Genomic DNA, 23,489 nt, shown 5'->3' on the forward strand with positions numbered 1-23,489 from the left:
CCTTTGCACGCCGCGCCTCCAGGGTCCGCGACCAGCAGCCGCTGGCTGCGGGTCGCCCGGAGCCGCACACCGAGTCCTTAGTTGGGGTGTTTTAGCACGTGGCTCTGCTCGCGATCCCAGCCACCGTTGCGGTGGCCCTCGTTCTAGTTCCACTGCTGGTCAAAGTTCTCGACCGAAACGCGGGCTGGCCACTAGCAATCACCTTCGTCGCGCTGGCGGGGTACGTCCTCAAGCACGCGCGCGTCCCGATGGAGGGCGGTGCGCACCGCTGGTCAGCCACCTGGATCGAAGGCGCGTTACCCACCTCCGCCGCACACCCCGAGGGCGGGGACATTACCTTCGGGCTGACGATGGACGCGCTCAGCCTCTTCTTCACGCTGCTCGCCCTGCTCATCGGCGCGGTCGTATTCATCTATTCCACGCGCTACCTGCACCCGGGCGAAAAGATTCTCAGCTTCTACCTGCTGATGACGGCCTTCATGCTCGCGGTGCTGCTGCTGGTTTTGGCTAGCGACGTCGCCCTGCTGTTCATCGGCTGGGAGCTCGTCTCGCTGGCGTCATTCTTCCTCATCGCCCGCTCCGGCAGCTCTGGCGAGGCTGGCGCTACCCGAACCCTGATCCTGACCTTCGTCGGCGGACTGTTCCTCATCGCCGCGCTGGGCATCATGGTCGGTGTGACTGGTTCCACCCAGTTGGCCGACATCCTCGCGGACCCGAGCTGGGGAAACAACACGGTGCTCACAGGCGTGACCGCCATGCTGATCGCAATGGCGGGATTCTCCAAGGCCGCTCAGATCCCCTTCCACTTCTGGCTGCCGGAGGCTATGGCCGCGGACACCCCGGTTTCCGCGTTCCTGCACGCCGCGGCGGTCGTGAAGGCGGGTGTTTACCTGCTGCTGCGCTTCTCGGGCATCTTCGCCGGCACGGTGATCTGGCATTACGTGCTGATCATCACAGGTATGGTCACCGCCCTCATGGCTGCGCTGTACGCCATGCAGAAGACGGATCTGAAGAAGCTCACCGCATACTCCACGGTGTCCCAGCTGGGATGGATCGTGGCCACCATCGGCGTGGGAACCCCCTTCGCCATCACCGCGGCGATCGTGCACACTGCGGCGCACGCGCTCTTCAAGTCCTCCCTGTTCATGCTGGTCGGCGTGGTCGACCACCAGGCAGGTTCCCGCGATACCCGACGTCTGGGCTCGCTGTGGCGCCGCATGCCCTTCACCTTCTGGTCTGCGGTCGTCGCCGCCGGCTCCATGGCCGCGATCCCGCCGACCCTGGGATTTGTCTCCAAGGAAGGCATGCTCACTGCCTTCCAGGAGGCACCGTTCTCTCAGGCCGGCGTCTGGGTGCTGCTAGCGGTCGCCGGCGTCGGCGCCCTGGCGACGTTCATGTACTCCGCCCGCTACGTCTTCGGCGCCTTCGTGGACGGCAAGACGGATGAGTCCGAGACCCGCGAGGCCCCGGTCAGCCTCTGGCTCCCCGCCGCCCTGCCGGGCCTGCTCTCCCTGCCCGCCGTCTTCTTCCTGGCCTGGCCGGAAAGCTGGCTGGATAACATCGCCCTGGCCACCGGTGTGGGCGAGGCCCATACCCACCTGGCGATGTGGCACGGCATCAACGCGCCACTCGTGATCTCCGTGCTCGTGATGGTGCTGGGCGTGATCGGTATCTTCCAGCGCAAGGCCATCTTCCGCTGGTTCCAGCACCAGCCGCTCGGTCCCTACACCGGCGCGGAAATTATTCACCTGGTTACGGAGTGGATGATCCGCTTCGGCCGCGTGGTCGCCGCCCCGGCGAACTCCATGGCCGCTAACCGCCACGTCTTCTGGATCCTGGCGATGTTCATCACCCTGGGTCTGTTCAGCCTGATCGGGCCGGGTCGCCTGCACGGCCTCGGTGATCTTCCGGCCCGCCTGGAGGGCACGGACCGCGTCACCGACCTGATCGGCCTGCTCATCATCGGCGCAGCACTCATCGCCCTGCTCGGTACCCGCTCGCGCCTGGCCTCCGTCGTGCTCGTCGGCATGGTCGGTGTGGGTGTCTCCTTCATGATGCTCACCCTCGGTGCTCCGGATGTCGCCCAGACGAACCTGCTGGTCGAGCTGTGCGTCACCGTCATCATGATGCTGGTGGTTCGCCACCAGCCGCGCCTGTACCTGCGCGAGGGAGAGAATCGCGCCCGCTTTGCCACCATGATCGCCACGGTCGTGGGTCTGGTGACCTTCTTCGGCGTCTGGCTGCTGCAGAGCCGCCATCCACGCCCGGAGCTGGCGGAGTGGTACTTGGAGAACACCCAGGACGCCACCGGCGCGGACAACGTCGTCGCCGCGATCCTCGTGGAATTCCGTGGCTACGATACGTTGGGCGAGCTGATCGTCCTCGGCATGGCGGGCATCGTCATCGCCGCGATCATCTCCTCCATGCCGCGCTCCCCGAAGCCGGGCTACGGCCCGGGCTCGACCTCCGAGGCATTCCGCGCACCGGGGCAGACCCGCTTCCCGGATGTCCACAAGGTCCCGGAGCTCGCACCGTTCTACTCCAAGAACCTGCGCTCCACCCACCTGAACTCGATCCTCCCGCGCATGGCGCTGTACCCGCTGATCCCGATCGTGGTCATCCTCTCGCTGATCACCTTCTGGCGCGGCCACAACGCCCCGGGCGGTGGCTTCCTCGCGGCCCTCGTCGCGGCCTGTGGCCTGTTCTTCTGGTACCTCGCACAGTCCCGCGCCCGTAAGCTGGGCTCCGACAACCTGGGCTACACGCTCATCGGTATCGGCATGCTGCTGGCACTGGGCACCGGCCTGCTGGGTTTCCTGCAAGGCTCCTACCTGGCGCCACTGCACGGCACGTTCCTGGGACAGCATCTGACGACCTCGCTGCTCTTCGACGGCGGCATCTACTTCGCCGTCTTCGGGCTCATCGTCGTGGTCATCAACCAGCTTGGTGGCCGCGACCGCCCCGGTAACCAGTACGCGCGCGCGAACCTGGACCGTTACATCCCGGCCAAGACGCAACCAGCCTCCCCCCAGCAAGCCAGCGAGTCCGCGAAGCACACAGTAGCCGAGGCCTTCAGCCAGTCCCCCGTGGCGGTACGCATCGGTGGGTCCAATATCGTGCTCAACCCCTCCGAGGTCAGCCGCGCCGCCCGCGAAGCGGAAGCCCGGCACCGCTCGGAGCGTGAGTCCGCAAAACGGCCCGCCGGCTCCGTGACCCCCATCCCGGAGGCCAGGCCCGCAGACGCCGTGCAGCCCGCCGCCGAGGCCGGGAAGAGCGACGTCCTTAAGGCAAAGGACGCAGCCCCCGCCCACCGGGAGGAAACCGACGCCGAGTTCAAGGAACGCAAGCGCCGAGAACGGCGGCTCACCGGGCATGACGCATTCGACCGAGAACTCGACGAACTGCGCAGCAAACGAGGCCAAGTAAACCCAGCACCCCAGGAAAAGAAGCGGAGAGGAGACGACCAGTGATTCTTGCAGCAATCATCGCAATCCTCGTCGGTGGCGGTGTCTACCTCATCCTCCAGCGAGGCATGCTCCGCCAGATTCTGGGGCTGTCCCTGATCAGCCACGGCGTGAACCTCATGATCCTCGGCGCGGGCGTGCCGGTGTGGCGCAGCGAACCGCTGATGAACCGCACGAGCGCCGCCGAGGCCGGCGACCCCCTCCCCCAGGCCTTCGTGCTGACGGCCATCGTGATCTCGATGGCGGCGACGGCCGTCATGCTCGCGCTGGCTGCCGTGGGACGGGACGACGACACCGCATCGGCCGAGGACGCCGAGCGCGCCGCACGCACGTTCCGCGGGCTATCCACCCTCTCGCAGCACACGGACACCGAGCAGGTGGCCAAGGATGCGCAGGCGGCTGCTGCGAAGCACACCGCGCAGGAAGACACGCTGGGTGCGCCTTACGATAAGAGCGACCCCCACGGAGCCAATCGCGACACTGACAAGAGCAAAAATAGTGGCAAGGAGGAGCGCTAATGAATTCCCTACTCCTTGCGTCCACTAACCCGCAGTCCCCAGACGCATTCACCGACGGGGCGGTGCTCGCCCTGTTCATCGTCGTGCCGCTGATCGCCGCGGGCCTGTGCACCCTCCTGCCCTGGGCGAAGGCCCGGAACCTGCTGGCGCTGCTGGTGCCGGCATTCGCAATCGCCACCTCCGGCTGGCTGCTTGTTCGCTTCGGCGGCGACGAGTCGGTGATCGCCGATAACGTCGGTAACTTCGTGGGCGGCGTGGCCATCCCGCTGGTCGCGGACACGCTGAGCGCCCTGATGATCTTCACCACCGCCCTGGTGGCGCTGGTGGCTAACTGGTTCGCCCTCGTCGTGGGCGAGATGCGCGCCCGCTTTTACCCCGCCCTGGCGCTGATGCTCTTGGGCGGCGCGTGGGGTGCGATCCTCACCGCGGACCTGTTCAACCTCTTCGTGTTCATCGAGGTCATGCTGATGCCGTCCTTCGGACTGGTGGCGATGACCGGAACCTGGGGCCGCCTGGCTGCGGCCCGCACGTTCATCGTGGTGAACCTGGTGACCTCCCTGCTGCTGGTCTCCGGCGTGGTGATGACCTACGCCGTGGTCGGCACGACGAACCTGGCAGCCCTGGCTGGTGCCGCCGGTCCGCGCGGCGAGGGAGGTTTTGCCGATGGCATCCACGGCACGCAATGGCAGCTGGTGGTTGCCCTCGGCATGGTGCTGTTGGCCCTGTCGGTCAAGGGCGGCGTCACTCCGACGCACACCTGGCTGCCACGGGCCTACCCATTCACTTCCCCGGCCGTGATGGCACTGTTCTCCGGCCTGCACACGAAGGTCGCGGTCTACGGCCTGCTGCGCATCTACATGACCGTGTTCGAGGGTGATGCCCGCTACGCGTGGGCGATCCTCGTCATCATGGTGCTGGGCATGGTGATCGGTGGTTTCGCGGGCCTGTCGGAGAACACGATTCGCGGGGTGCTGGCCTACCAGATGGTCAACGGCATCCCGTACATGCTGATCCCGCTAGCCTTCCTCTCTGCCCGCCCGACGCTGGTGCTCTCCGCTGGGCTGTTCTACATGGTGCACCACATGGTGATCGCGGCCAGCCTCATCATGACTGGCGGCGCGATCGAGGAAACCTACGGCCACGGCAGGCTGCGCCCGCTGCACGGCCTGATGCGACGCGACCCCTTCGTGGCGGCGGTGTTCGCCGCCGGTGCGCTGGCGATCGTGGGCTTCCCACCGTTTTCCGGCCTGTGGGGCAAGCTGGCGCTGGTCTTCGGCATCGCCGAGGACGGCAGCTGGAAGGCCTGGCTGGCGATCAGCACGGTCATCCTGACCTCCATCGGGGCGCTGCTGAGCATGATTTACGTGTGGCGTGAGATCTTCTGGGGTCGCCCGATGAACCGCAACGAGGCGGACCCGGATCTGCGCATCAAGCCGAAGTACGTACTCCCTTCGGCAGCGCTGGCCGTGGTCTCCATGGCGATCTTCTTCGCTGCGGGCCCGATCTTCTCCGTCACTAACCGGGCGGCGGAGGATCTCATCGACACCACCGAGTACGTCAGCACCGTCTTCGGCGCCAACCAGTCCGACGAGCTGGTAGGTGGCCCTGGCCCAATCGGCCAGGTGCTGGATCCGGGCCCGTCCGGACTGGCACACGTGCCTGGGGCCGATGAGCCGCAGGGCGTGTCCGAGGTTGCCGACGGCGATGCGGACGAGGCTGATAATGCCGGCACCAAGAATGCCGGCGACCAGGAAGGAGCGCGCTAATGAAGCCCTGGAAAGTTCCCTTCCACTGCCTGTTTTATGCGGGCTGGCTGGTCGGCCAGGTGATCAAGGAGTCGATCGTGATGATGATCGATACCTTCGGCACCGGCCGCCGCATCGCCCCGGTGGTGATTTACTACCCGCTGCGGGTCCGTAAGGAACGCGATATCGCCGCCCTCGCGGCCTCCATCACCATCACCCCGGGCACGCTGGCCCTGGGTGTGACGGGCCCGAAGGAGGTCGACTACGACGCGGAGCGGGGCGAGCGTTCCCCCAACGACGCTTTCGAGGTCAAGACCAGCGAGTACAAAGTGCAGCACCGCGATACCGCGCAGCGCTTCCTTGCGATCCACGCCATGTACGGCCAGGATCCGCTGGAACTGATGGAAGGCTTCGCCGAGATGGAGGAGACGCTGGTGCCTTCCGTGAGGGGCATCAAGCAGAACTTCGACGTCGACTCCCTCGTGGAGCGGGGTCGTCCGGGACCGCGCGGTTTCCGTGGTTCCCACGGTGGCCGTGCCTCCGACGAGACGGTCTTCGACGTCGAGAAGGTGGACTCCACCCCGCACGCCGCGGCCTACGTCGCCGCCGTCCTGAGCGAGGACTCCGAGGACGGCGCGAAGGAGGAGGCCCCGAAGCACGACGACTATGCCTTCCGCGACCCCCTGTACCCGAACAAGTACCGCGACCAGAAGAAGAAGAAAAAGGGGAAGTAGATGGGACCCACAACGCTGCTCTACATCCTGGTCGGCATCGCTGCGGTGATTATCGTCCTTGGTTTGCTGACGGTGCTTTTCCGTGCGGTGAGCACCAAGAACGATGGGCGCCGCGCGGTGCTTTCCGACATGCTTTTCGCCTGCATGATCGCACTGTTTTTGTGTTTGAGCATCTTCAACCACACGGCGATTACCTACGAGGTCGCGATGTTCGCGGGGCTGTTTTCCGCCCTGTCGACTGGTGCCGCGGCGCGCATTATCACCCGAGGGAGGCGCTAAACCATGGCTGTTTCTACCGCTGCGTCGACGACTGAGTTTCTGCTGGCTGCATCCGAGCAGGTTGAGTACCAGGAGCCGAGCTGGTTCGCGGTCGTGCTGATCGGCATCCTGGCGATCACCGGCTCCGTGTTCGTGCTGGTGTCCGCCCGCGCGATGTACCTGGCCCCAGATGCGCTGAGCCAGCTGAACATGACCGGCCCCGCGCTGGGCGTGGGTATTCCGCTGCTGATCTGCGCGAACCTGGTCTTCCACTTCGCCACCGAGGGCTTCGTGCTGGGGTATCTGATCCGTGCCTGCGTCGCGATCACGGCCTTCCTGGTGATCAGCTCGGTGGGTTCTTTCTTCATGGGTCGCGCGCTGCACGCCACCCACTGGGATCACACGGTGCCACTCTCCGGTGGTACTCGCCCACCGGACGCAAAGTAGCGCCGCTGCTCCCCTCCCCCAGATAGCGCGAAGGCCGCCCAGAGGATTTCCTCTGGGCGGCCTTTCGCTGTGTGCTAGTTAGTCAGCGGCTTAGGCGACCTTGGCGACGACCTCCACGTCGGTGTCGCCGCGCATTGCCTTGGAGTACGGGCAGAAGGCGTGGGCCGCCTGCACGAGCTCATCGGCCTGCGCCTGCTCCACACCGAAGAGGGTGGCCTCGATGCGGGAGGTGATGCGGAAACCCTCATCGACGGAGTTCAGGGTGCACTCCACCAGAACCTCGGGAGCCTTGGAAAGATCCACGCCGTTGTCCTTCATCTGCTTCTGCAGCGCACCGTTGAAGCAGGCCGCCCAGCCAGCAGCGACGAGCTGCTCCGGGTTGGTGCCCTCGCCGGAGCCGCCGAGCTCCTTCGGCGGGCGGACGTCCAGGTCGATCTGGCGGTCCGAGGTAGCGACGTGGCCGTCGCGGCCGCCGCCGGTGGACAGTGCCTTCGCGTTGTATAGCGCCTTGCTCATGGAAAACTCCTTCGCTGGTTGCTTAAACCTTGCTCTGCTGCCCGAGTGTACTTACTTGCTGGCGGTGAAGACTTCCTTCACCCGCGCCGCAAGCTCCTCGTCCACGTGGCCCCAGTAGGTGTAGCACTGCTGTTCCACCTGCTCAGAGACACCAGCCATCGCTCCTGCGATGTTCTTGGCCAGGCGTTCGCGCTGCTCGTCGTCCATGACCTCGCGGACGAGCTGACGGGCCTGTACGAAGTCATCGTCCTCTTCGTGGCGGTGGTAGGCGCCGTAGGTCAGGTCGCCGCCGTAGTTCTCATCGAACAGGCCGAGATCATCGGCCAGGCCGGTGCCGGATTCCGCGCCGCGACCGAAGCCATACTGGGACTCGCCGGCGGCCACACCCTTCTGGACCACGCCCGAGCCGTCGGAGGTGTCCTGGGTGCCCTCGCCACGCTCGAAGCGGTTCGGGGAGTACACCGGGGTGTCGCGCGGCGGGAACTCATAGGCCATCGCGCCGTCCTTGGTGTTGTACCGGTTCAGATCCTGGCGGATCGGGCGGTTCACCGGCAGCTGGGAGTTGTTCGCACCGAGGCGGTAACGCTGGGTGTCCTGGTAGGCGAAGACGCGGGCGAGCAGCATCTTGTCCGGGGAGAAGCCCACGCCCGGCACGATGTTCGACGGTGCGAAGGCGGCCTGCTCGATCTGCGCGAAGTGGTTCTCCGGGTTCTGGTTCAACGTGAAGTGGCCGACGTCGATCAGCGGGTAGTCCTTCTGCGACCAGGTCTTGGTCAGATCGAAGGGGTTCCAGCGGTAATCCTTGGCCTCCTCGAAGGGCATGATCTGCACCTTGACGTCCCAGGTCGGGTAGTCGCCGCGCTCGATGGCGTCGAAGAGGTCCTGACGGTTGTGGTCGAAGTCGCCGGCACCGACGATCTGGTTGGCCTCTTCGTCGGTGAGAGTCTTCCAACCCTGGCGGGTCTTGAAGTGGTACTTCACCCAGAAGCGCTCACCAGCGGCGTTGATCCACTGATAGGTGTGGGAGCCGAAACCATCCATGTGGCGGAAGTTGGCTGGGATGCCGCGGTCGCCCATGAGGTAGGTGACCTGGTGGGCGGACTCCGGGGAGCGGGTCCAGAAGTCCCACTGCATGTCCGCAGAGCGCAGGCCGTTGTTCAGGCGCTTCTGGGAGCGGATGAAGTCCGGGAACTTCACGCCATCGCGGAGGAAGAACACCGGGGTGTTATTGCCCACGATGTCGTAGTTACCCTCCTGGGTGTAGAACTTCAGGCTGAAGCCACGCACGTCGCGCACGGTATCCGGGAAGCCGAGCTCACCGGCGACCGTGGAGAAGCGGGCGAGCATCGGGGTGACGCGCCCCTTCTGGAAGAGGTCAGCCTTCGTGTACTGGGAGACGTCCTCGGTAATGGTCAGCTCACCGAACGCACCGGAGCCCTTGGCGTGGACGTTGCGCTCCGGAATGCGCTCGCGGTTGAAGGACTGGTGCTTTTCCACCAGCGAGACGTCGTGCAGCGCGATTGGTCCCTGGTCTCCGACGGTGGCGGAGTGCTCCTGGGTGGTAATTGGTGCACCGTTGTTTCGGGTGGCATGACCGGTGACGGGGCACACACCCCGGGATGCGATGTCCTTGGCGGTCAGGTTGCCGATGTTCTTCTGGTCAGTCACGGTGATCCTCCTTAGGGAATGTGGCTTCCATCACCCAGGTTGCCACAGTGGCGACCATGCCGCCACAGCCTTTACTTATCAATCAATATTTCATAAATAGGCTAACGCCTATTGAGTCGGTACGCAACCATTGCCCCTACCTATCGATGGATCGACGAACGCCACTCCCGCATCCCGCTACGCATGGAAGCGTGAAAACCCCAGGCCACTGCTAAACTGGTCTTTAACATGAGCAACTTCTCTCCCTCCTCCACTGGCCGCCACGGCCACACCGCCGAGGTCGACGCGCACGTCACCGACCTCGCGCTGCGCGCCGCCCGGGGAGATAAGGCAGCGCTCAACGAGTTCATCGCCGCCACCCACGATGACGTCTGGCGGCTGCTGGCCCACTTGGCGAACCCAGACCAGGCGGATGACCTCACCCAGGAGACCTACCTGCGGGTACTCTCCGCCCTCCCCCGCTTCGCCGCCCGTTCCACGGCCCGCACCTGGATCCTTTCCCTGGCCCGGCGCGTGTGGGTGGATAGCATCCGCCACGATATGGCCCGCCCCCGCAAGTCCGCCGCCGAGTGGGAGGACGCCGCCGGAGATACCCCCGCGGCAGAGACCACGGGTGGCTCCAGCTGGGTGGAGTGGCTGGACACCCAGGACATGCTCAACTCCCTGGAGCCGGACCGCCGGGAGGCGCTGATCCTCACCCAGATGCTGGGCTACACCTACGCGGAGGCCGCGAAGATCGCGAACGTACGAACCGGCACCATTCGCTCCCGTGTTGCCCGCGCCCGGGCCGAGCTGGTCGATATGCAGCAGGCACAGCAGGCCCGCCAGGAGCGCCAGCAGGCAGAGACCACCGGGACCACCCGCCTGGGGCGGCGGCTGTGGCAGGCGTAGCGCCCGAGCCTGACGTCCTAAAAAATTTAGCGCGTACCCTGGGGTCATGAGCGAGACAGTCTTCGAGCAGACCCTAGATCACCCCATTGAGCAGGTCTGGCGCGTGCACGCCACGCCGGGGATCGTCACCCGGCTGACGCCCGGCTTCACGCGCGTCCGGCTGCTGCAGGAGGCCGGGAATCTGAAGAGCGGGCTGACTCGCATGCGTTTCCCCGGTGGCGTGGTGTGGGAGGGCAAGCACGACCCGGGGTTCTACCGCCCGCTCGTCGCGGCCAGCGGTGGCCAGCCGGCGCACGTGGACTCCCCGGCACAGTTCTCGGACGTCTGTGCGACTCCCGGGATCGGTTCGGCGTTCGGTTGGCGGCATGTCCATTCTTTTCAGGACGTCCACGCCGGCGGCGGAACTCTGCTGCGTGATCGGATCACCACGAACGCACCTGGATTCATCGCAGACCAGCTGCTCAAGGGGGTTTTCGGCTACCGCCAGGCGCAGCTGGCGGGGGATCTGAAGCACCTGCAGCAGGCCCGGGGCTGGGCCGGGGAATCGACCCGCGAGATGACGATCGCGGTAACCGGAGCAACCGGTGCAGTGGGAACGCAGCTGTGCGCGCTGCTGCAGCTGGCGGGGCACCGGGTGATCCGGCTGAGCCGGAACCCGCAGCCGCTCATCGATGAGGCGAATGCGCGCCCCGGCGGGGCGGCGGTGCATTACCGGGCATGGGATCCGGAGCACCCGGCCGAGGACCTGCTGGCCGATGTGGATGCGGTGGTGCACCTGGCTGGTAGTTCGATTGCGGGCAGGTTCACGGAGGAGCACCTGGCGAAGGTCGCGGGCTCGCGGATCGAGCCGACCCGCAAGCTCGCGGAGCTGGCGGCACGTACCGGCCAGGTGCATACCTTCGTGTCAGCCTCGGCGGTGGGCTTCTACGGGGCCGATGCCTCGGAGCCGGTCGATGAAACCGCCCCGGCGGATGAGAATTCGACGTTGGGCCGGATCGTCCGGGATTGGGAGGCCGCGACGGAGCCCGCGGTGGCTGCCGGGCTGCGCGTCGTGCAGGTACGCACCGGTCTGGTCATGGCGGCGGGCACTGCCCTGCTGGATCTGCTGACCGCGCAGGCGAAGCTGGGTGGCGGGGCGCTCGGCAGCGGGCGGCAGTTCTTCCCGTGGATCGCGATGAATGACCTGGTGGATATCTACCACCGGGCGCTGACCGACCCGATGCTGGAAGGGCCGGTGAACGCGGTGGCGCCGGGGATCGTGCGCAACCGGGAGTTCATGGCCACGCTGGCGGAAGTGGGCGGCAACCCGCTGCTCCCGCGGAGCCTGCGGGGCACATTGCAGGTACCGGTCCCGGCGGCCGGGCCCCGGCTGCTGCTGGGCGAGGATGGTGCCGCGGAGCTGGCACTGGCGGACCAGAACGTCCGCCCCGCCGTGCTGGCCGATATGGGGCACGAGTTCCGCACCCCGGAGCTAGCCGACGCGCTGCGGCACGAGTTGGGGAAGAACCCGGCGAGCCCACTACAGTCATAGGTTATGAGCGCTACGGATTCTGCTTTCGCTGCCGCACCGGCTGGCCGGTCGGCTCTGCTGTTCCTTTCCTTCGGCGGGCCCGAGAAGTCGGAGGATGTGATCCCGTTCCTGGAGAACGTGACCCGCGGCCGGGGCATCCCCCGCGAACGGCTGGAGAAGGTCGGGGAGCACTATTACGCCCTGGGCGGGCGCTCCCCCATCAATGACCAGAATAAGCAGATCATCGCGAATATTGAGGCCGAGCTGGCCACCCGTGGCGTGGACCTGCCCGTGTACTTCGGCAACCGCAACTGGGAACCGTATGTCGAGGACACGATGGTGCAGCTGGCCCGCGAGGGCTTCGACACGGTGTACGTGTTCGTCACCAGCGCCTGGGGTGGCTACTCGGGTTGTGGGCAGTACAACGAGGACATCCGCCGTGCCCTGGACGCGGTGCGCGAGGCCGGGCTGGAGGCGCCGCGAGTGCAGCGCCTGCCGCACTTCCACGATCCTCCGGCGTTCATCGCCGCCTTCGCCGCTGCGGTGGACGCGGCGCGCGCGGAGCTTCCCGCTTCCGTCCAGGACGACGCCGACCTGGTGTTTACCGCGCATTCCGTGCCCAATAAGGCGGACGATACCGGCGGGCCGCGCAGCTACGGGGGCAACCTGTACTCCGAGCAGGTGCTCAATGCCTCCCGTCTGATCCAGGAGGCCTCGAGCTTCGCGGGCCAGCCTGGTTCGGGCGCGTCCCTGGGGTGGACGGGCCAGCTGGCGGCGGGCAAGCCGGTGGGCGGCCGCGGGGACGGCCCGGCCCACACGGGTGAGACCGCGGGCGTGGACCTTGGCGTGGGCACTGCCTATGACGTGGAGTTGGTGTGGCAGTCCCGCTCCGGTTCGCCACATGTGCCGTGGCTGGAGCCGGATGTGTGCGATCACCTCGAGGCGCGCGTAGCGGCGGGTAATAAGCGCCCGATCGTGCTCTGCCCGGTGGGATTCATCACCGACCACGTGGAGGTCATGTGGGACCTGGACACGGAGGTCCGGGAGGTCGCGGAGGAGCACGGGGTGCCCTTCGTGCGGGCGGCGACGCCGGGCCTGGATTCCAGCTTCGCCAGCATGATCGTGGACCTGGTCGCGGAGGTCGCTGACGGCGAGCTGCCGGTTGCCGAGTTCACCGAGTCACAGCGTGCTGCGGCGGAGCTGGTGAAGAAGTTGGGGACGGTGCCGAACTTCGGTGGCACCTGCGACGGTGCGCCCTGCGCACCGGGTTGCTGCGGGGCCCAGCGCTAAGCCAACCGCGGCATTGGGGCTAACCGTTGCGCCCAGGCCTCGGAGAATTCGCTGCAGGCTCGGTTCGGGTACTCCCTGTTCGCCGGGTGGCGGGAGGCGCTAGCATCGGGAAGGTCAACTTTCCCCAACCGTCATGAAAGGGTCGTGACGCACGAGATGGCGAATCCCTATAACCAAGACCCCACCGACCCGGCAGCGGGTCCGGACGCGACCGGGCCTGCGAACGCTGATCGCGCCGCGACAACTGACAGCGCCGCCGCAACCGACGGCAACGCTGCGGTAAACGGCGACGTCCCGGTCGGCGACGTCGCTGCTCAGGGCACCACGAGCGACGTCGCTGCTCAGGGCACCGCTGCCGACGGCACCGTCGCGGATGGCGCAACACCGGTGAACGGCGCGGCTCCTGCGGACGACACCGCGGATGGCACCGTCCCTGGCGAAGGACAAGGGCAGAATAAGCCGGCGGGCCCGATGGCGCTGTCCATCGGCACGGCGATCATGTCGATCGCAGCTATCGCGGTGATCTTCCTGACCTTCCTGTGGCCCGCCCAGAATGCCGAACCGCAGAACATCCCGGTTGGCATCGCAGCCTCGGAGAAGACCTTCAACGAGCTCGACAGCCAGATGAAGGAGGTCGCGGAGCAGAACCAGCTCACCGTCCCCTTCCAGATGGAGCGCTACGAGGACGCCTCCGCCGCGCGCACCGCGGTGAAGAATAACGAGGTGCAGGGCGCGCTGGTGATCCCTGACGAGCCGGGGCAGGTGCGTGCGCTGCTGGCGTCCGCGAATGGGCTGGAGCCCTCCCGGTCGATCGCGGAGTTCGCCCAGGAGGTCAACCAGCTGCCGGCGCAGCGCGCACAGCTCGAGGGTAAGCAGCCTTCCCAGGAGGTCATGCAGGCCGCGATGGCTGGTCCGGACATCCAGGACCTGGTGCCGATGTCCCAGCAGGAGCAGCAGGGCAAGACGCTGGGGAAGATGACGCTTCCGCTGGTCTTCGCCGGTCTGCTGCTGGGGCTCGCTTCGGTCGGCCTGCTGCGTGGTGCTCAGCAGCGAGTGCTGACCCTGCTGGCGGGCTCGGTGCTCGGCGGCTTGATCGCGGCTGTTGTAACCGTGCTGACCGTGGGTTATGTGGACGGCAACCTGGTGTCCCTGTGGCTCTCCTTCGCCCTGGGCATCCTGGCTATTTCCGCTCCGGTGGCGGGCCTCGGCGCGCTGCTGGGTGGCTACGGGGCGTGGATCGGCGTGGCGATCCCGGTGCTGGCTTACCCGCTCTCCGGCGCGATCGAGCCACGTGAGTTCCTCGGCGGCTTGGGCAGCCTCGGCGAGTTCCTGGCCCCGGGTGCTGTGACGACGCTGAACAAGCTGCTGGTGCACTTCCCGGACGCTGCGCTGTGGAAGCCGCTGTTGGCGCTACTGGCCTGGTCGGTGCTGGGCATCGCGCTGATCGCGGTGGGTCAGCTGCGCGACCAGCAGGAGGCTACCGAGGTCACTGGCGCGGATATCCAGGATCCCGCTGCCCTGGGGAATGGCGAGAGCACCGCGGGAGCCACGAACGGCGCGCTGACCGAGAGTGGCGCGCTGACCGAAACCGGCGCCGCCGTCCACGGCACCCCGCAGTCGGTTGCTGGCGAGGGCATCAACAATCCTGCTGAGGGCCCAACCAATACGGAGCGCGGCTAGCCCAGTGATTGGGGCGCACCCCGCGGCGGGCGCCCCACATAGCTAACCCCAGGCACCACATCCCCTCAGACAAGACAAAGGGAGCGGCCTAGCGAGATGCTAGGCCGCTCCCTTTCGCTATGCGCCGGGCGACGCTCGGTAGAACTCGGCGCAGCCGGGCAGAACCGGGGCGTTGCCGGACGGAATCGGGCGCTGCCGGGCAGAACCGGGCTCCGTCCGGTGGTGCTACTTCTCGAGCAGCAGCTCCGCGATCTGGATGGTGTTGAGCGCGGCACCCTTGCGCAGGTTATCGCCGGCCACGACGAACACCAGGCCGCGGTTGCCGTCGACCGCCTGGTCCTGGCGGATACGGCCGACGAGGGTGTCGTCGATACCGGTTGCCTGCAGCGGGGTCGGGACGTCCACGACCTTCACGCCCGGGGTGGACTCCAGGACCTCGCGGGCGTGCTCGGCGGTGAGCTCGTTGGCGAACTCGGCCTGCACGGTCATCATGTGGCCGGTGAACACCGGCACGCGCACGCAGGTGCCGGAGACCTTCAGCTCCGGGATACCCAGGATGCGGCGGGACTCGTTGCGCAGCTTCTGCTCCTCATCGGTCTCGCCGGAGCCGTCGTCCACGAGGTTGCCGGCCATCGGCAGGGAGTTGAAGGCGATCGGCGCCACGTAGGGGCCGAGGTCCTCTGCGCTGAAGACGGAGCCGTCCTCCACGAGCTGCTCCATCTTGTCCAGGTTCTCGCGCAGCTGGTTCATCAGGGTCTGCACGCCAGCCAGCCCGGAGCCGGAAACCGCCTGGTAGGAGGAGACGTGCAGGTGGGTCAGGCCGGCTTCCTTGTGCAGCGCGCCCAGTGCCGGCATGCAGGCCATGGTGGTGCAGTTCGGGTTCGCGATGATGCCCTTGCCGGCACCGGTCTTATCGCCGGGGTTGACCTCGGAGACGATGAGCGGAACCTCGGTGTCCTTGCGCCAAGCGGAGGAGTTATCCACCACGGTCGCACCAGCCTCCGCGAAGCGCGGGGCGTGCTCCCGGGAGGTCGCGCCACCGGCGGAGAACAGAGCGATATCGATGCCCTTGAGTTCCTCGGTCGGCGTGGCGGCGACGTCCTCAACAACAATCTTCTTGCCACCGAACTCCAGCTCCTTGCCTGCGGAGCGGGAGGAGGCGAAGAAGCGCACCTGATCGGCTGGGAAGTTGCGCTCCTGGAGCAGGTCGCGCATCACCTGGCCGACCTGGCCGGTGGCGCCGACGACAGCAAGCGTGGTCACGGGGAATCAGTCCTTAAAAGATTGTTTGAGAGAAATTCTTGTGGGCGTAGTGTTTAGCGGCCGGTTCCGGCGTAGACGGTGGCCTCTTCGTCGCCGCCCAGCTGGAAGCGGTCGTGCAGGGCGGTGACGGCCTTATCGACGTCGTGCTCGCGGATCAGCACGGAGATGCGGATTTCGGAGGTGGAGATCAGCTCGATGTTGACGTTCGCGTCACGCAGCGCCTCGGTGAAGTCGGCGGTCACACCCGGGTGGGACTTCATGCCGGCACCGACGAGGGAGACCTTGCCGACCTGGTCGTCGTACAGGACGTTCTGCCAGTCGCCGGACTCCTGCATGCCCTTGAGCAGCTTCACGGCGCGGGCGCCGTCCTCGCGAGGGCAGGTGAAGGTGATGTCGGTGCGGTTGTCGTCCAGCTTGGAGACGTTCTGCAGCACCATGTCGATGTTGATCTCGGCGTCCGCGACGGCGCGGAAGATGCGGGCTGCCTCGCCCGGCGCGTCTGGGATTCCGACGACGGTGATCTTCGCCTCGGAGCGGTCGTGGGCAACGCCCGTGAGTACTGCTTCTTCCACTGGAATATCCTCCATCGATCCGGAAACTAGGGTGCCATTGTCGTTGCTGTATGAGGAGCGCACGCGCAGGGGGACGTCGAAGGCCCGGGCGTACTCCACGGAGCGGAGCATGAGGACCTTGGCGCCGACGGCTGCCATCTCCAGCATCTCCTCGAAGCTGATGTTATCCAGCTTCTTTGCATCGCTGACGATGCGTGGGTCGGCGGTGTAGACGCCGTCGACGTCGGAGTAGATCTCGCAGACGTCTGCGTCCAGAGCCGCGGCGAGGGCGACGGCGGTGGCGTCCGAACCACCGCGGCCGAGGGTGGTGATGTCCTTCGTCTCGCGGTTCACGCCCTGGAAGCCTGCGACGATGCAGATCTTGCCCTCGTCGAGCGCCTCGCGGACGCGGCCTGGGGTGACCTCGACGATGCGTGCGTTGCCGTGGCGCTCGGTGGTGATCACGCCGGCCTGGGAGCCGGTGAAGCTCTGCGCGTCGGCGCCCAAGGATGCGATTGCCATGGCCACGAGGGCGTTGGAGACGCGCTCACCGGCGGTGAGGAGCATGTCCATCTCGCGGGCCGGCGGCACGGGGTTGACCTGCTCGGCGAGGTCCAGGAGTTCATCGGTGGTGTCACCCATGGCGGAGCAGACGACGACCACGTCGTTGCCTTGCTTTTTAGTGTCCACGATCCGTTCCGCCACGCTGCGGATGCGCTCTGCTGATTCCAGCGAGGAGCCGCCGTATTTTTGCACGATGAGTGCCATGTAGTTTTGGCCCGCCTTCCCGGATGCTCGGAGTTATTTGGGGTGGTTTTTCGTGTTGCCGTTGTGGGGCGTTTTACGTGTCACACAGATTACAGTAGGCGCAGGCGCGCCCCTATAGGAGGGCGTTCGCCGGGGGCAACCGGGCCTGGTTTAGGGTGGATTCCGATGATGCATAGCAACGCACTGGCGATTTTCTTCGGTCTCGCCTCCGCGCTCACGATCGCGTGGGGCACGGTGGTTCGGCACCGGGTCGCCGAGGATTCCGGTGGGACGGATACCTCTTCTGTGGTCGCGGCGATCACCCGTGTGCGGTGGTGGGCCGGGCTGGGCCTGTCCTTTTTGGGCTATGCCCTCCAGATCGTGGCGTTGGGCTTCGGCACCTTATTGGTGGTGCAGCCGATCCTGGTGCTCTCCCTGATGTTCACCCTGCCGCTCTCGGCGAAGCTTTCTGGGCGCCGGATTTCGAAATCGGAGACGGCGTGGGCGGCGCTGCTCACGGTCGCGGTGGCGGTGATCGTCGTCTTGGGCCGCCCGCAGGCCGGGGTGGCGCAGCCCTCCCTGCCGCGATGGCTGACGGCGCTGGGCATCGGCGTGGTGATCTTCACGGTGATGTACCTGATTTCCCGGGGGCTGCGGCATGCGAACCGGGCGCTGATTTTGGGCTCGATCACCGGCGGGATCATGGGCTATGTGGCGGTGCTTTCCAAGGCCGTGACGGATATTTTCTCCCGCTCCGGGGTGCTGGATCTGCTGATCAGTTGGGAGCTGTGGGGGCTGATTGGTCTCGCAGTGATCGGCACGGCGGTGCAGCAGGCCTCTTTCAACGCGGGTCCGTTGAAGAACTCCCTGCCGGCGATGACGGTGGTGGAGCCGATCTTCGCTTTCGCGCTGGGGTACACGATCCTGGGCGAGAAGTTCGACGTCTCCGGCTACGAGTGGATCTACATGGCCGCCGCGCTGATCATCATGATCGTGTCCACGGTGGTGCTCTCCCGAAAGACGATCACCGACTAGCCGGAACTCGCCACGCGGGCCGGGGTAGCTGGCATATCATCGTGAGTCGGGCTTGATTCAAAACCCCACCCACTGCCCTCGATTTTCCGGAGGAACCCCACCGTGAGCACTGCACCGTCCCAGAACAGCTCTTCTGACCAGGCCAAGCCGTGGCTGAAGTTCTATACGGAAGGGACCGCCCCGACCCTGGACTACGGGGATACCACCCTGGTCAGCATCTTCCGCGACGCGGTGCGTAAGTATGGCAAGCGGGATGCGATGTGGTTCCTGGGCACGCAGATCACCTACAGCGAGTTCGGTGAGCTGGTGGATAAGGCCGCGGCCGTCCTGAAGGAAAACGGCGTGAAGCGGGGCGACCGGGTGGCCGTCGTCCTCCCGAACTGCCCGGCGAACCTGGTGGCGTTCTACGCGATCGTCTCCCTGGGGGCCACGGCGGTGTATCACAACCCGCTGTACACGGCGCACGAGCTGGAGGGTCCGTTCGCAGATCACGGCGCGAAGGTCGCGGTGTTCTGGGATAACACGGCCGATATTGCGCAGCACCTGGTGGACACCACCCCGCTGGAGAAGGTGTTCACGGTGAACATCACGAAGTCGATGCCGCTGCTGCAGCGGGTCGCGCTCTCCCTGCCGGTGCCGGCGCTGCGCAAGGCGAAGGCGAAGCTGACGGGTGGTCCGACTCAGTTCGAGGACTGGGACGCCGCCTTGGACGCGATGGCTCCGGGGTTGGGTCGCCGCGCGATTCAGGACGCCCTGCCGACAGTGCGGCCGAAGTGCCCGGCGCTGATTCTGTACACCTCGGGCACGACCGGTTCGCCGAAGGGTGCGGTGCTGAGCCACCGGAATATCTGCGCGAACCTGATCCAGGGCAAGGCGTGGGTGCCGGGCCTGGGCGAGCAGGCTGATCCGGAGCGGATGCTGGCCGCGCTGCCGATGTTCCACGCTTATGGCATGACGATGAACGGTGCGCTGGCGCCGCTGATCGGCGGGGAGTTGCTGCTGCTCCCGGCCCCGGAACCGGCCCTTTTGCAGCAGGTGATTAAGAAGAAGAAGCCGACCTGGGTGCCGGGCGTGCCGGCCCTGTACCAGGCGATCGTGAAGCTGGCGGAGGAGAAGGACCTCGACCTGTCCACGATGCGGAACTCTTTCTCGGGCGCCTCGGCGCTGCCGGTGGCGACGGTGGAGAACTGGGAGAAGCTCACCAATGGCCGCCTAGTGGAGGGCTATGGGCTGACCGAGACCTCGCCGATCGTGCTGGGTAATCCGATGAGCGCGGACCGCCGCCCGGGCTACGTCGGTGTTCCGTTCCCGGATACGGAGGCCCGCGTGGTGGATCAGGACGACCCCACGAAGGTGCTGGACTACGGCGAGGAGGGCGAGCTGGTGGTGCGTGGCCCGCAGGTTTTCGGCGGCTACCTGCACCAGGAGCAGCTCAACGAGAAGATCTTTGCCGATGGTTGGTTCCGCACGGGCGATATGGCCGTGATGGAGGCCGATGGCTTCGTGAAGATCGTCTCCCGCCTGAAGGAGATGATCGTCACCGGCGGCTTCAATGTGTACCCCGCCGAGGTGGAGGAAGCGCTGCTGGAGCACCCGGAGGTCAAGGAGGCCGCCGTGGTGGGACTGGCGAAGGAGGACGGCTCCGAACGCGTGGTCGCTGCGGTGACGCTGGCGGAGGCAACGGAGGGCGAGGAGCACGAGCCGCGCCGCGTGGGCGAGAAGCTGCACGATTCGCTGCGCCAGCACTGCAAGAAGGTGCTGACGGGCTATAAGGTGCCGCGGGAGTTCTTCCACGTGGCAGCGCTGCCGGCCGACCAGATGGGCAAGGTGCGCCGCACGGAGATGCGCGCGATTCTGGAGGAGCTGGAGCGCCGCTAGGTCGGACGCGACCGGTCACGCGGCCTAGGCGGGACTCGGCGCTGGTGCGCCGCGTTCCTGCTGGCCCCTCCGCTTCCCGGGCCCCAGTTCACAGGGGTGCACCCGCGGCGAAGCGGTTTTCTTTTCAACTGCAAAGCACTGCTAGTCTTCTCGGTAACTTTTGTGCGCCCACACCCCCAAGGGTTCATGCCCAGGGGCCGTAGGCGCACAGCATTAGCTACTGCTTCACCAATTTTCACGATGGAGTGTGAATGAAGACTCGTTTCACGCTGGCCTCCGCCAGCTCCGCCACGGCACTCGCCCTGCTGCTCACCCCCGTGGCCATCGCCGAGGACGGCGTGCCCACGCCGGAGGGGGCCACCACCGGCGCGACCAACTCCGACGAGGACGGCGCTGCGGGTGGCAACACGACCCCGGCGCCCCAGGAAGGCGCTGAAGACGAAGGTGCTGAGCAGGACTCCGAGAAGGACGCCACCCCGGCGGCCCCGCAAGTGCGGGACGTGGAACTGACGATCTCCTGCAAGGCGACCCCCAGCAAGGTCGCTGGTGTCCAGCATGTCGGCCCTGAGAAGGCAGCCTTCCAACTCACCGCCCCAGGCGAGGTAAAGACCGGGGAGGTCTTCTCCCTCGACCTGGACCTCGACCCGGTGGCGATGGACCTTCCCCTGCCCGCTGGGACCTTTGACAGCGCATCGCGGTTGAAGCTCGACTTCGCCCTTCCTGCTGGGGTGAGCTTCGTGGGTGCGGATATCGACGAGTCCGGCGCCAATATCAAGGGGCTGTCGGCCTTCACTGTGAACGAGCAGGGTTACCCGGACCCGACGGGCCGGATCCTGCGTTTCGCCAGCGCTGATAACCAGACCATTGGCAATAGCCCGAATTCCTCGAAGAGCGCTGAGGGCGGGGTGACCTACAAGGCAGGCCAGAACAAGCTGGACCTGCGTTTCCCGAAGGTCAGCGCGAAGTTCCGCGCCACCTCCCCGGGCGAGAAGGCCTTCGGCGTGCGCACCGCCGGAAAGGCCGGCCAGTACGGCCAGGACGAGAACTTCCTCACCCTGCTCGGCAAGGTATCCGCACCTGTCCTCGGTACCGTGTGGGCTCCGGTCCAGTGTGCACCGCTGAGCGATAAGGCTGGCCCAGTGGACGCGTCGGCGGCATCCCTGCTGACCGTCAATGCCCTGCCGGGTGACGGGGAGGATGCGCTGAAGTACAGCTCCGTCGACGTCCAGATCACGGGCCCGAACACCGGCACTGTGAAGGAACGCGGCACCTACCGCGTCGAGCTGACCCCGAATGAGGGCGAGGCCAAGGACGTCAACGGCGTGCTGACCTTCACCGACAACGGCCGGGCCGTCATGAACGGCGAGAAGCTGCTCCAGGTCCCGGTGGTCCGCGGTGTGGCGGAGGCTGACCTGAGCTGGCTGCAGTCCGGCACGCACACCCTGGAGGCGCGTTTCCACCCGCAGCGCGACGACCTCAGCCTGGTGCTGGGCACCGGCAGCATCGACGTCGAGGTGGCAGCGGCCCCGGGCGAGACCGATGAGCAAGACAAGGGCAAGAAGCCGAATGGCTCGTCCTCGTCCTCCGAGGGCTCGAGCACGAAGGGCTTCTTCGGCGGCATCAAGGAGATCTTCGAGAAGATCTTCGGTTTCTTCGCGGAGTTCTTCCGCTCGATCTTCACGTTCTAACCGGAATCTTCAGCAGAAAGGCTTTCACCAATGATGAACAAGAACAATGCTGGGTTTTCGGTTCACCGGACCGTGGGCACTCGGGGTGCCCGCCAGCTGATGGGCAGCGCGAGCGCGATCGCACTGGCCCTGGGGCTGGTCGTGGCCGCTCCGGCGCAGGCCGAGGAGGCTGTGGAGCAGGAGGCGGGCGCCTCCTCGGTGACCACAGCGGTCAAGCAGGTCAACCTGGAGTGCGTGGAGGATGCCGGCACTATCGGCGGAGTTATCGGGAACGCATCCCAGCTGACTCTCACCCCCGACGTTGTGGACGTGAGCTATCCCGAGCGCGTGCAGCCAGGCGAGACCTTTACCGTCACCGTCCAGCCGGGTGAGATGGCTACCGGCGGCAAGGGCACAGCGCGCATGAAGTACGACATCGCGCTGCCACAAGGCGTGGCGGTTTCCAACCTGCGCATCGTGGAGCCGGGCACGAACCTCAACGCCACTCCCCCCGCCGTGGTGCAGCGGGTCAACGCTGCCGGGCTGCCGGACGAGAACGGTGAATTCGCCCGCATCTGGGATGGGGCAAACTCCGTGAATAACGGCGGCAACGAGAACGATAACTGGAGCAATGGCGTCTTCGGTTTCGGACGGGTTGCTCGTGCGGGGCTTGCGGTTGATGCCAATCAGCAGTTCCGCCTGCCGAAGATCGCCTTCGACGTCACGGCGCCAGACACCCCGGGTGCGGCCATCCGCACCGGCTTGCGCGCTGCTGGGGAGGGCACTGGCCCTGCTGGCAAGAACAATAAGAACAACGCTCTCTCCCTGGTTGCGAGCCAGAACGGCGCCCCGGGCACCGCTGTTGCCGTCTACTGCCACGCGGGCGATGCGGCGCGTGCCCTGACGAATACCGTGATCGCCCAGGCCACGCAGACCGAGCTCGCGCACACCCGCCCCGAGGTCGACCTGGAGGCGGATGCGGAGATCCTGCCGGGTGATGAGGTTCGCTTCACCGCGACGGTCACCTCCGCGGGCGAGAGCCTGCCCGAGGTGCCGGAGGGCGCTGCGGCGCCGAAGGTTGTGTTCTACTCCGGCGATGAGGTGATCGGCGAGGCCGAGGTCGATCCGGCTACTGGCAAGGCTGTGCTGGACTATGCGTTCGCGGCCCGCGGCAAGCACAAGGTTCGCGCGGAGTTCCAGGAGTTCGTGGCCAAGGAGTTCGACGGCACGGTGGCAGCGATCTGGGAGAAGTCCGAGTCTGCGCCGGTGACCGTCACGGTAAGTGCTTTCGGCTTCGATATTGATAACCCGGAACCGAAAAAGCCGGAGGAGGATCAGGGCAACGCTGGTTCCCTGGGCTCCCTCACCCCGGGTGCGGAGGGTTCTTCTGGGGAGCTGCAGTGGTGGCACAAGCTGCTGATCGTGCTGGGTTCCCTGGGCGTGGTGTTCGGTATCGGCGCGCAGCTGGTGCAGTTCCTGCCGGGCCTGCGTTAGAAGGCAGCTAGCAGGCCGCCTTCTCACCAAAGACGAGAAAGGGGCGGGCTCAGCGTTATGTACTGAGCCCACCCCTTCTTTATGTGCCTAATCCCTAGGCCGGGGTGGCGCGATGCACGCGCCACTCTCCTGC

Annotated in this window: 18 protein-coding genes; 14 read left to right on the forward strand and 4 right to left on the reverse strand. The window is 66.2% G+C overall.

Annotated elements, in window-relative coordinates:
• Positions 1-98 precede the first annotated feature (98 nt).
• The 6 genes from CU_RS09410 to CU_RS09435 are packed head-to-tail and all read left to right on the forward strand — an operon-like array spanning position 99 to position 7,166.
• Positions 99-3,470, forward strand: coding sequence for a DUF4040 family protein (locus CU_RS09410; RefSeq protein ID WP_012361110.1), 3,372 nt, complete (start codon positions 99-101; stop codon positions 3,468-3,470).
• Positions 3,467-3,982, forward strand: coding sequence for a cation:proton antiporter subunit C (locus CU_RS09415; RefSeq protein ID WP_012361111.1), 516 nt, complete (start codon positions 3,467-3,469; stop codon positions 3,980-3,982). The genes CU_RS09410 and CU_RS09415 overlap by 4 nt, the downstream gene beginning before the upstream one ends.
• Entirely contained in the window at positions 3,982-5,748 is a 1,767-nt protein-coding gene (locus CU_RS09420) for a monovalent cation/H+ antiporter subunit D family protein (protein ID WP_012361112.1), read from the forward strand. Before CU_RS09415 ends, CU_RS09420 begins: the two co-directional genes overlap by 1 nt.
• Entirely contained in the window at positions 5,748-6,461 is a 714-nt protein-coding gene (locus tag CU_RS09425) for a Na+/H+ antiporter subunit E (protein ID WP_012361113.1), read from the forward strand. Before CU_RS09420 ends, CU_RS09425 begins: the two co-directional genes overlap by 1 nt.
• Positions 6,462-6,740: a cation:proton antiporter gene (locus tag CU_RS09430; protein WP_012361114.1), complete on the forward strand. Its 279-nt coding sequence runs from the start codon at positions 6,462-6,464 to the stop codon at positions 6,738-6,740. It begins immediately after the preceding gene.
• A 3-nt stretch (positions 6,741-6,743) separates the two neighbouring features.
• Entirely contained in the window at positions 6,744-7,166 is a 423-nt protein-coding gene (locus CU_RS09435) for a Na+/H+ antiporter subunit G (protein WP_012361115.1), read from the forward strand.
• Positions 7,167-7,256: 90 nt separating this feature from the next.
• Here CU_RS09435 and CU_RS09440 read toward each other — a convergent pair whose 3' ends face one another.
• Both CU_RS09440 and CU_RS09445 read right to left on the reverse strand, forming a co-directional pair.
• On the reverse strand, positions 7,257-7,682 hold the full coding sequence (locus tag CU_RS09440) for an organic hydroperoxide resistance protein (protein WP_012361116.1): 426 nt from the start codon (positions 7,680-7,682) through the stop codon (positions 7,257-7,259).
• A gap of 51 nt (positions 7,683-7,733) precedes the next feature.
• Positions 7,734-9,350, reverse strand: coding sequence for a catalase (locus CU_RS09445; RefSeq protein WP_012361117.1), 1,617 nt, complete (start codon positions 9,348-9,350; stop codon positions 7,734-7,736).
• Between the two features lie 228 nt (positions 9,351-9,578).
• Here CU_RS09445 and CU_RS09450 point away from each other — a divergent pair, with 228 nt between their 5' ends.
• From CU_RS09450 to CU_RS09465, 4 genes are all read left to right on the forward strand, one after another.
• A complete protein-coding gene (locus tag CU_RS09450; RefSeq protein ID WP_012361118.1) occupies positions 9,579-10,241 on the forward strand; it encodes an RNA polymerase sigma factor in 663 nt (220 codons plus the stop codon).
• A 46-nt stretch (positions 10,242-10,287) separates the two neighbouring features.
• Positions 10,288-11,772 carry a TIGR01777 family oxidoreductase gene (locus CU_RS09455; protein ID WP_012361119.1) on the forward strand — a complete coding sequence of 495 codons (1,485 nt, stop codon included), beginning with the start codon at positions 10,288-10,290 and terminating at the stop codon, positions 11,770-11,772.
• A 3-nt stretch (positions 11,773-11,775) separates the two neighbouring features.
• Positions 11,776-13,041 (forward strand): ferrochelatase, encoded by a 1,266-nt coding sequence (locus CU_RS09460; RefSeq protein WP_012361120.1) that lies wholly within the window; start codon positions 11,776-11,778, stop codon positions 13,039-13,041.
• 144 nt (positions 13,042-13,185) lie between these two features.
• Entirely contained in the window at positions 13,186-14,721 is a 1,536-nt protein-coding gene (locus CU_RS09465; RefSeq protein WP_231837669.1) for an ABC transporter permease, read from the forward strand.
• A gap of 225 nt (positions 14,722-14,946) precedes the next feature.
• On the opposite strand, the gene CU_RS09470 is transcribed toward CU_RS09465, so the two are convergent.
• Entirely contained in the window at positions 14,947-15,984 is a 1,038-nt protein-coding gene (locus CU_RS09470; protein ID WP_012361122.1) for an aspartate-semialdehyde dehydrogenase, read from the reverse strand.
• 53 nt (positions 15,985-16,037) lie between these two features.
• Complete coding sequence (locus tag CU_RS09475) at positions 16,038-17,303, reverse strand: aspartate kinase (protein ID WP_012361123.1); 1,266 nt, start codon at positions 17,301-17,303, stop codon at positions 16,038-16,040.
• 168 nt (positions 17,304-17,471) lie between these two features.
• On the opposite strand from CU_RS09475, the gene CU_RS09480 reads away from it, so the two are divergent.
• From CU_RS09480 to CU_RS10200, 4 genes are all read left to right on the forward strand, one after another.
• Positions 17,472-18,317 (forward strand): DMT family transporter, encoded by an 846-nt coding sequence (locus CU_RS09480; RefSeq protein WP_173362370.1) that lies wholly within the window; start codon positions 17,472-17,474, stop codon positions 18,315-18,317.
• A gap of 102 nt (positions 18,318-18,419) precedes the next feature.
• Positions 18,420-20,195, forward strand: a complete 1,776-nt coding sequence (locus CU_RS09485) for a long-chain-fatty-acid--CoA ligase (protein WP_012361125.1) — start codon at positions 18,420-18,422, stop codon at positions 20,193-20,195.
• A 251-nt stretch (positions 20,196-20,446) separates the two neighbouring features.
• Positions 20,447-21,883 (forward strand): Ig-like domain repeat protein, encoded by a 1,437-nt coding sequence (locus CU_RS10195; RefSeq protein ID WP_012361126.1) that lies wholly within the window; start codon positions 20,447-20,449, stop codon positions 21,881-21,883.
• 30 nt (positions 21,884-21,913) lie between these two features.
• Positions 21,914-23,356 (forward strand): Ig-like domain-containing protein, encoded by a 1,443-nt coding sequence (locus tag CU_RS10200; RefSeq protein ID WP_050816651.1) that lies wholly within the window; start codon positions 21,914-21,916, stop codon positions 23,354-23,356.
• Positions 23,357-23,489: the final 133 nt, after the last annotated feature.

Source organism: Corynebacterium urealyticum DSM 7109, from assembly GCF_000069945.1.
Classification (GTDB): domain Bacteria; phylum Actinomycetota; class Actinomycetes; order Mycobacteriales; family Mycobacteriaceae; genus Corynebacterium; species Corynebacterium urealyticum.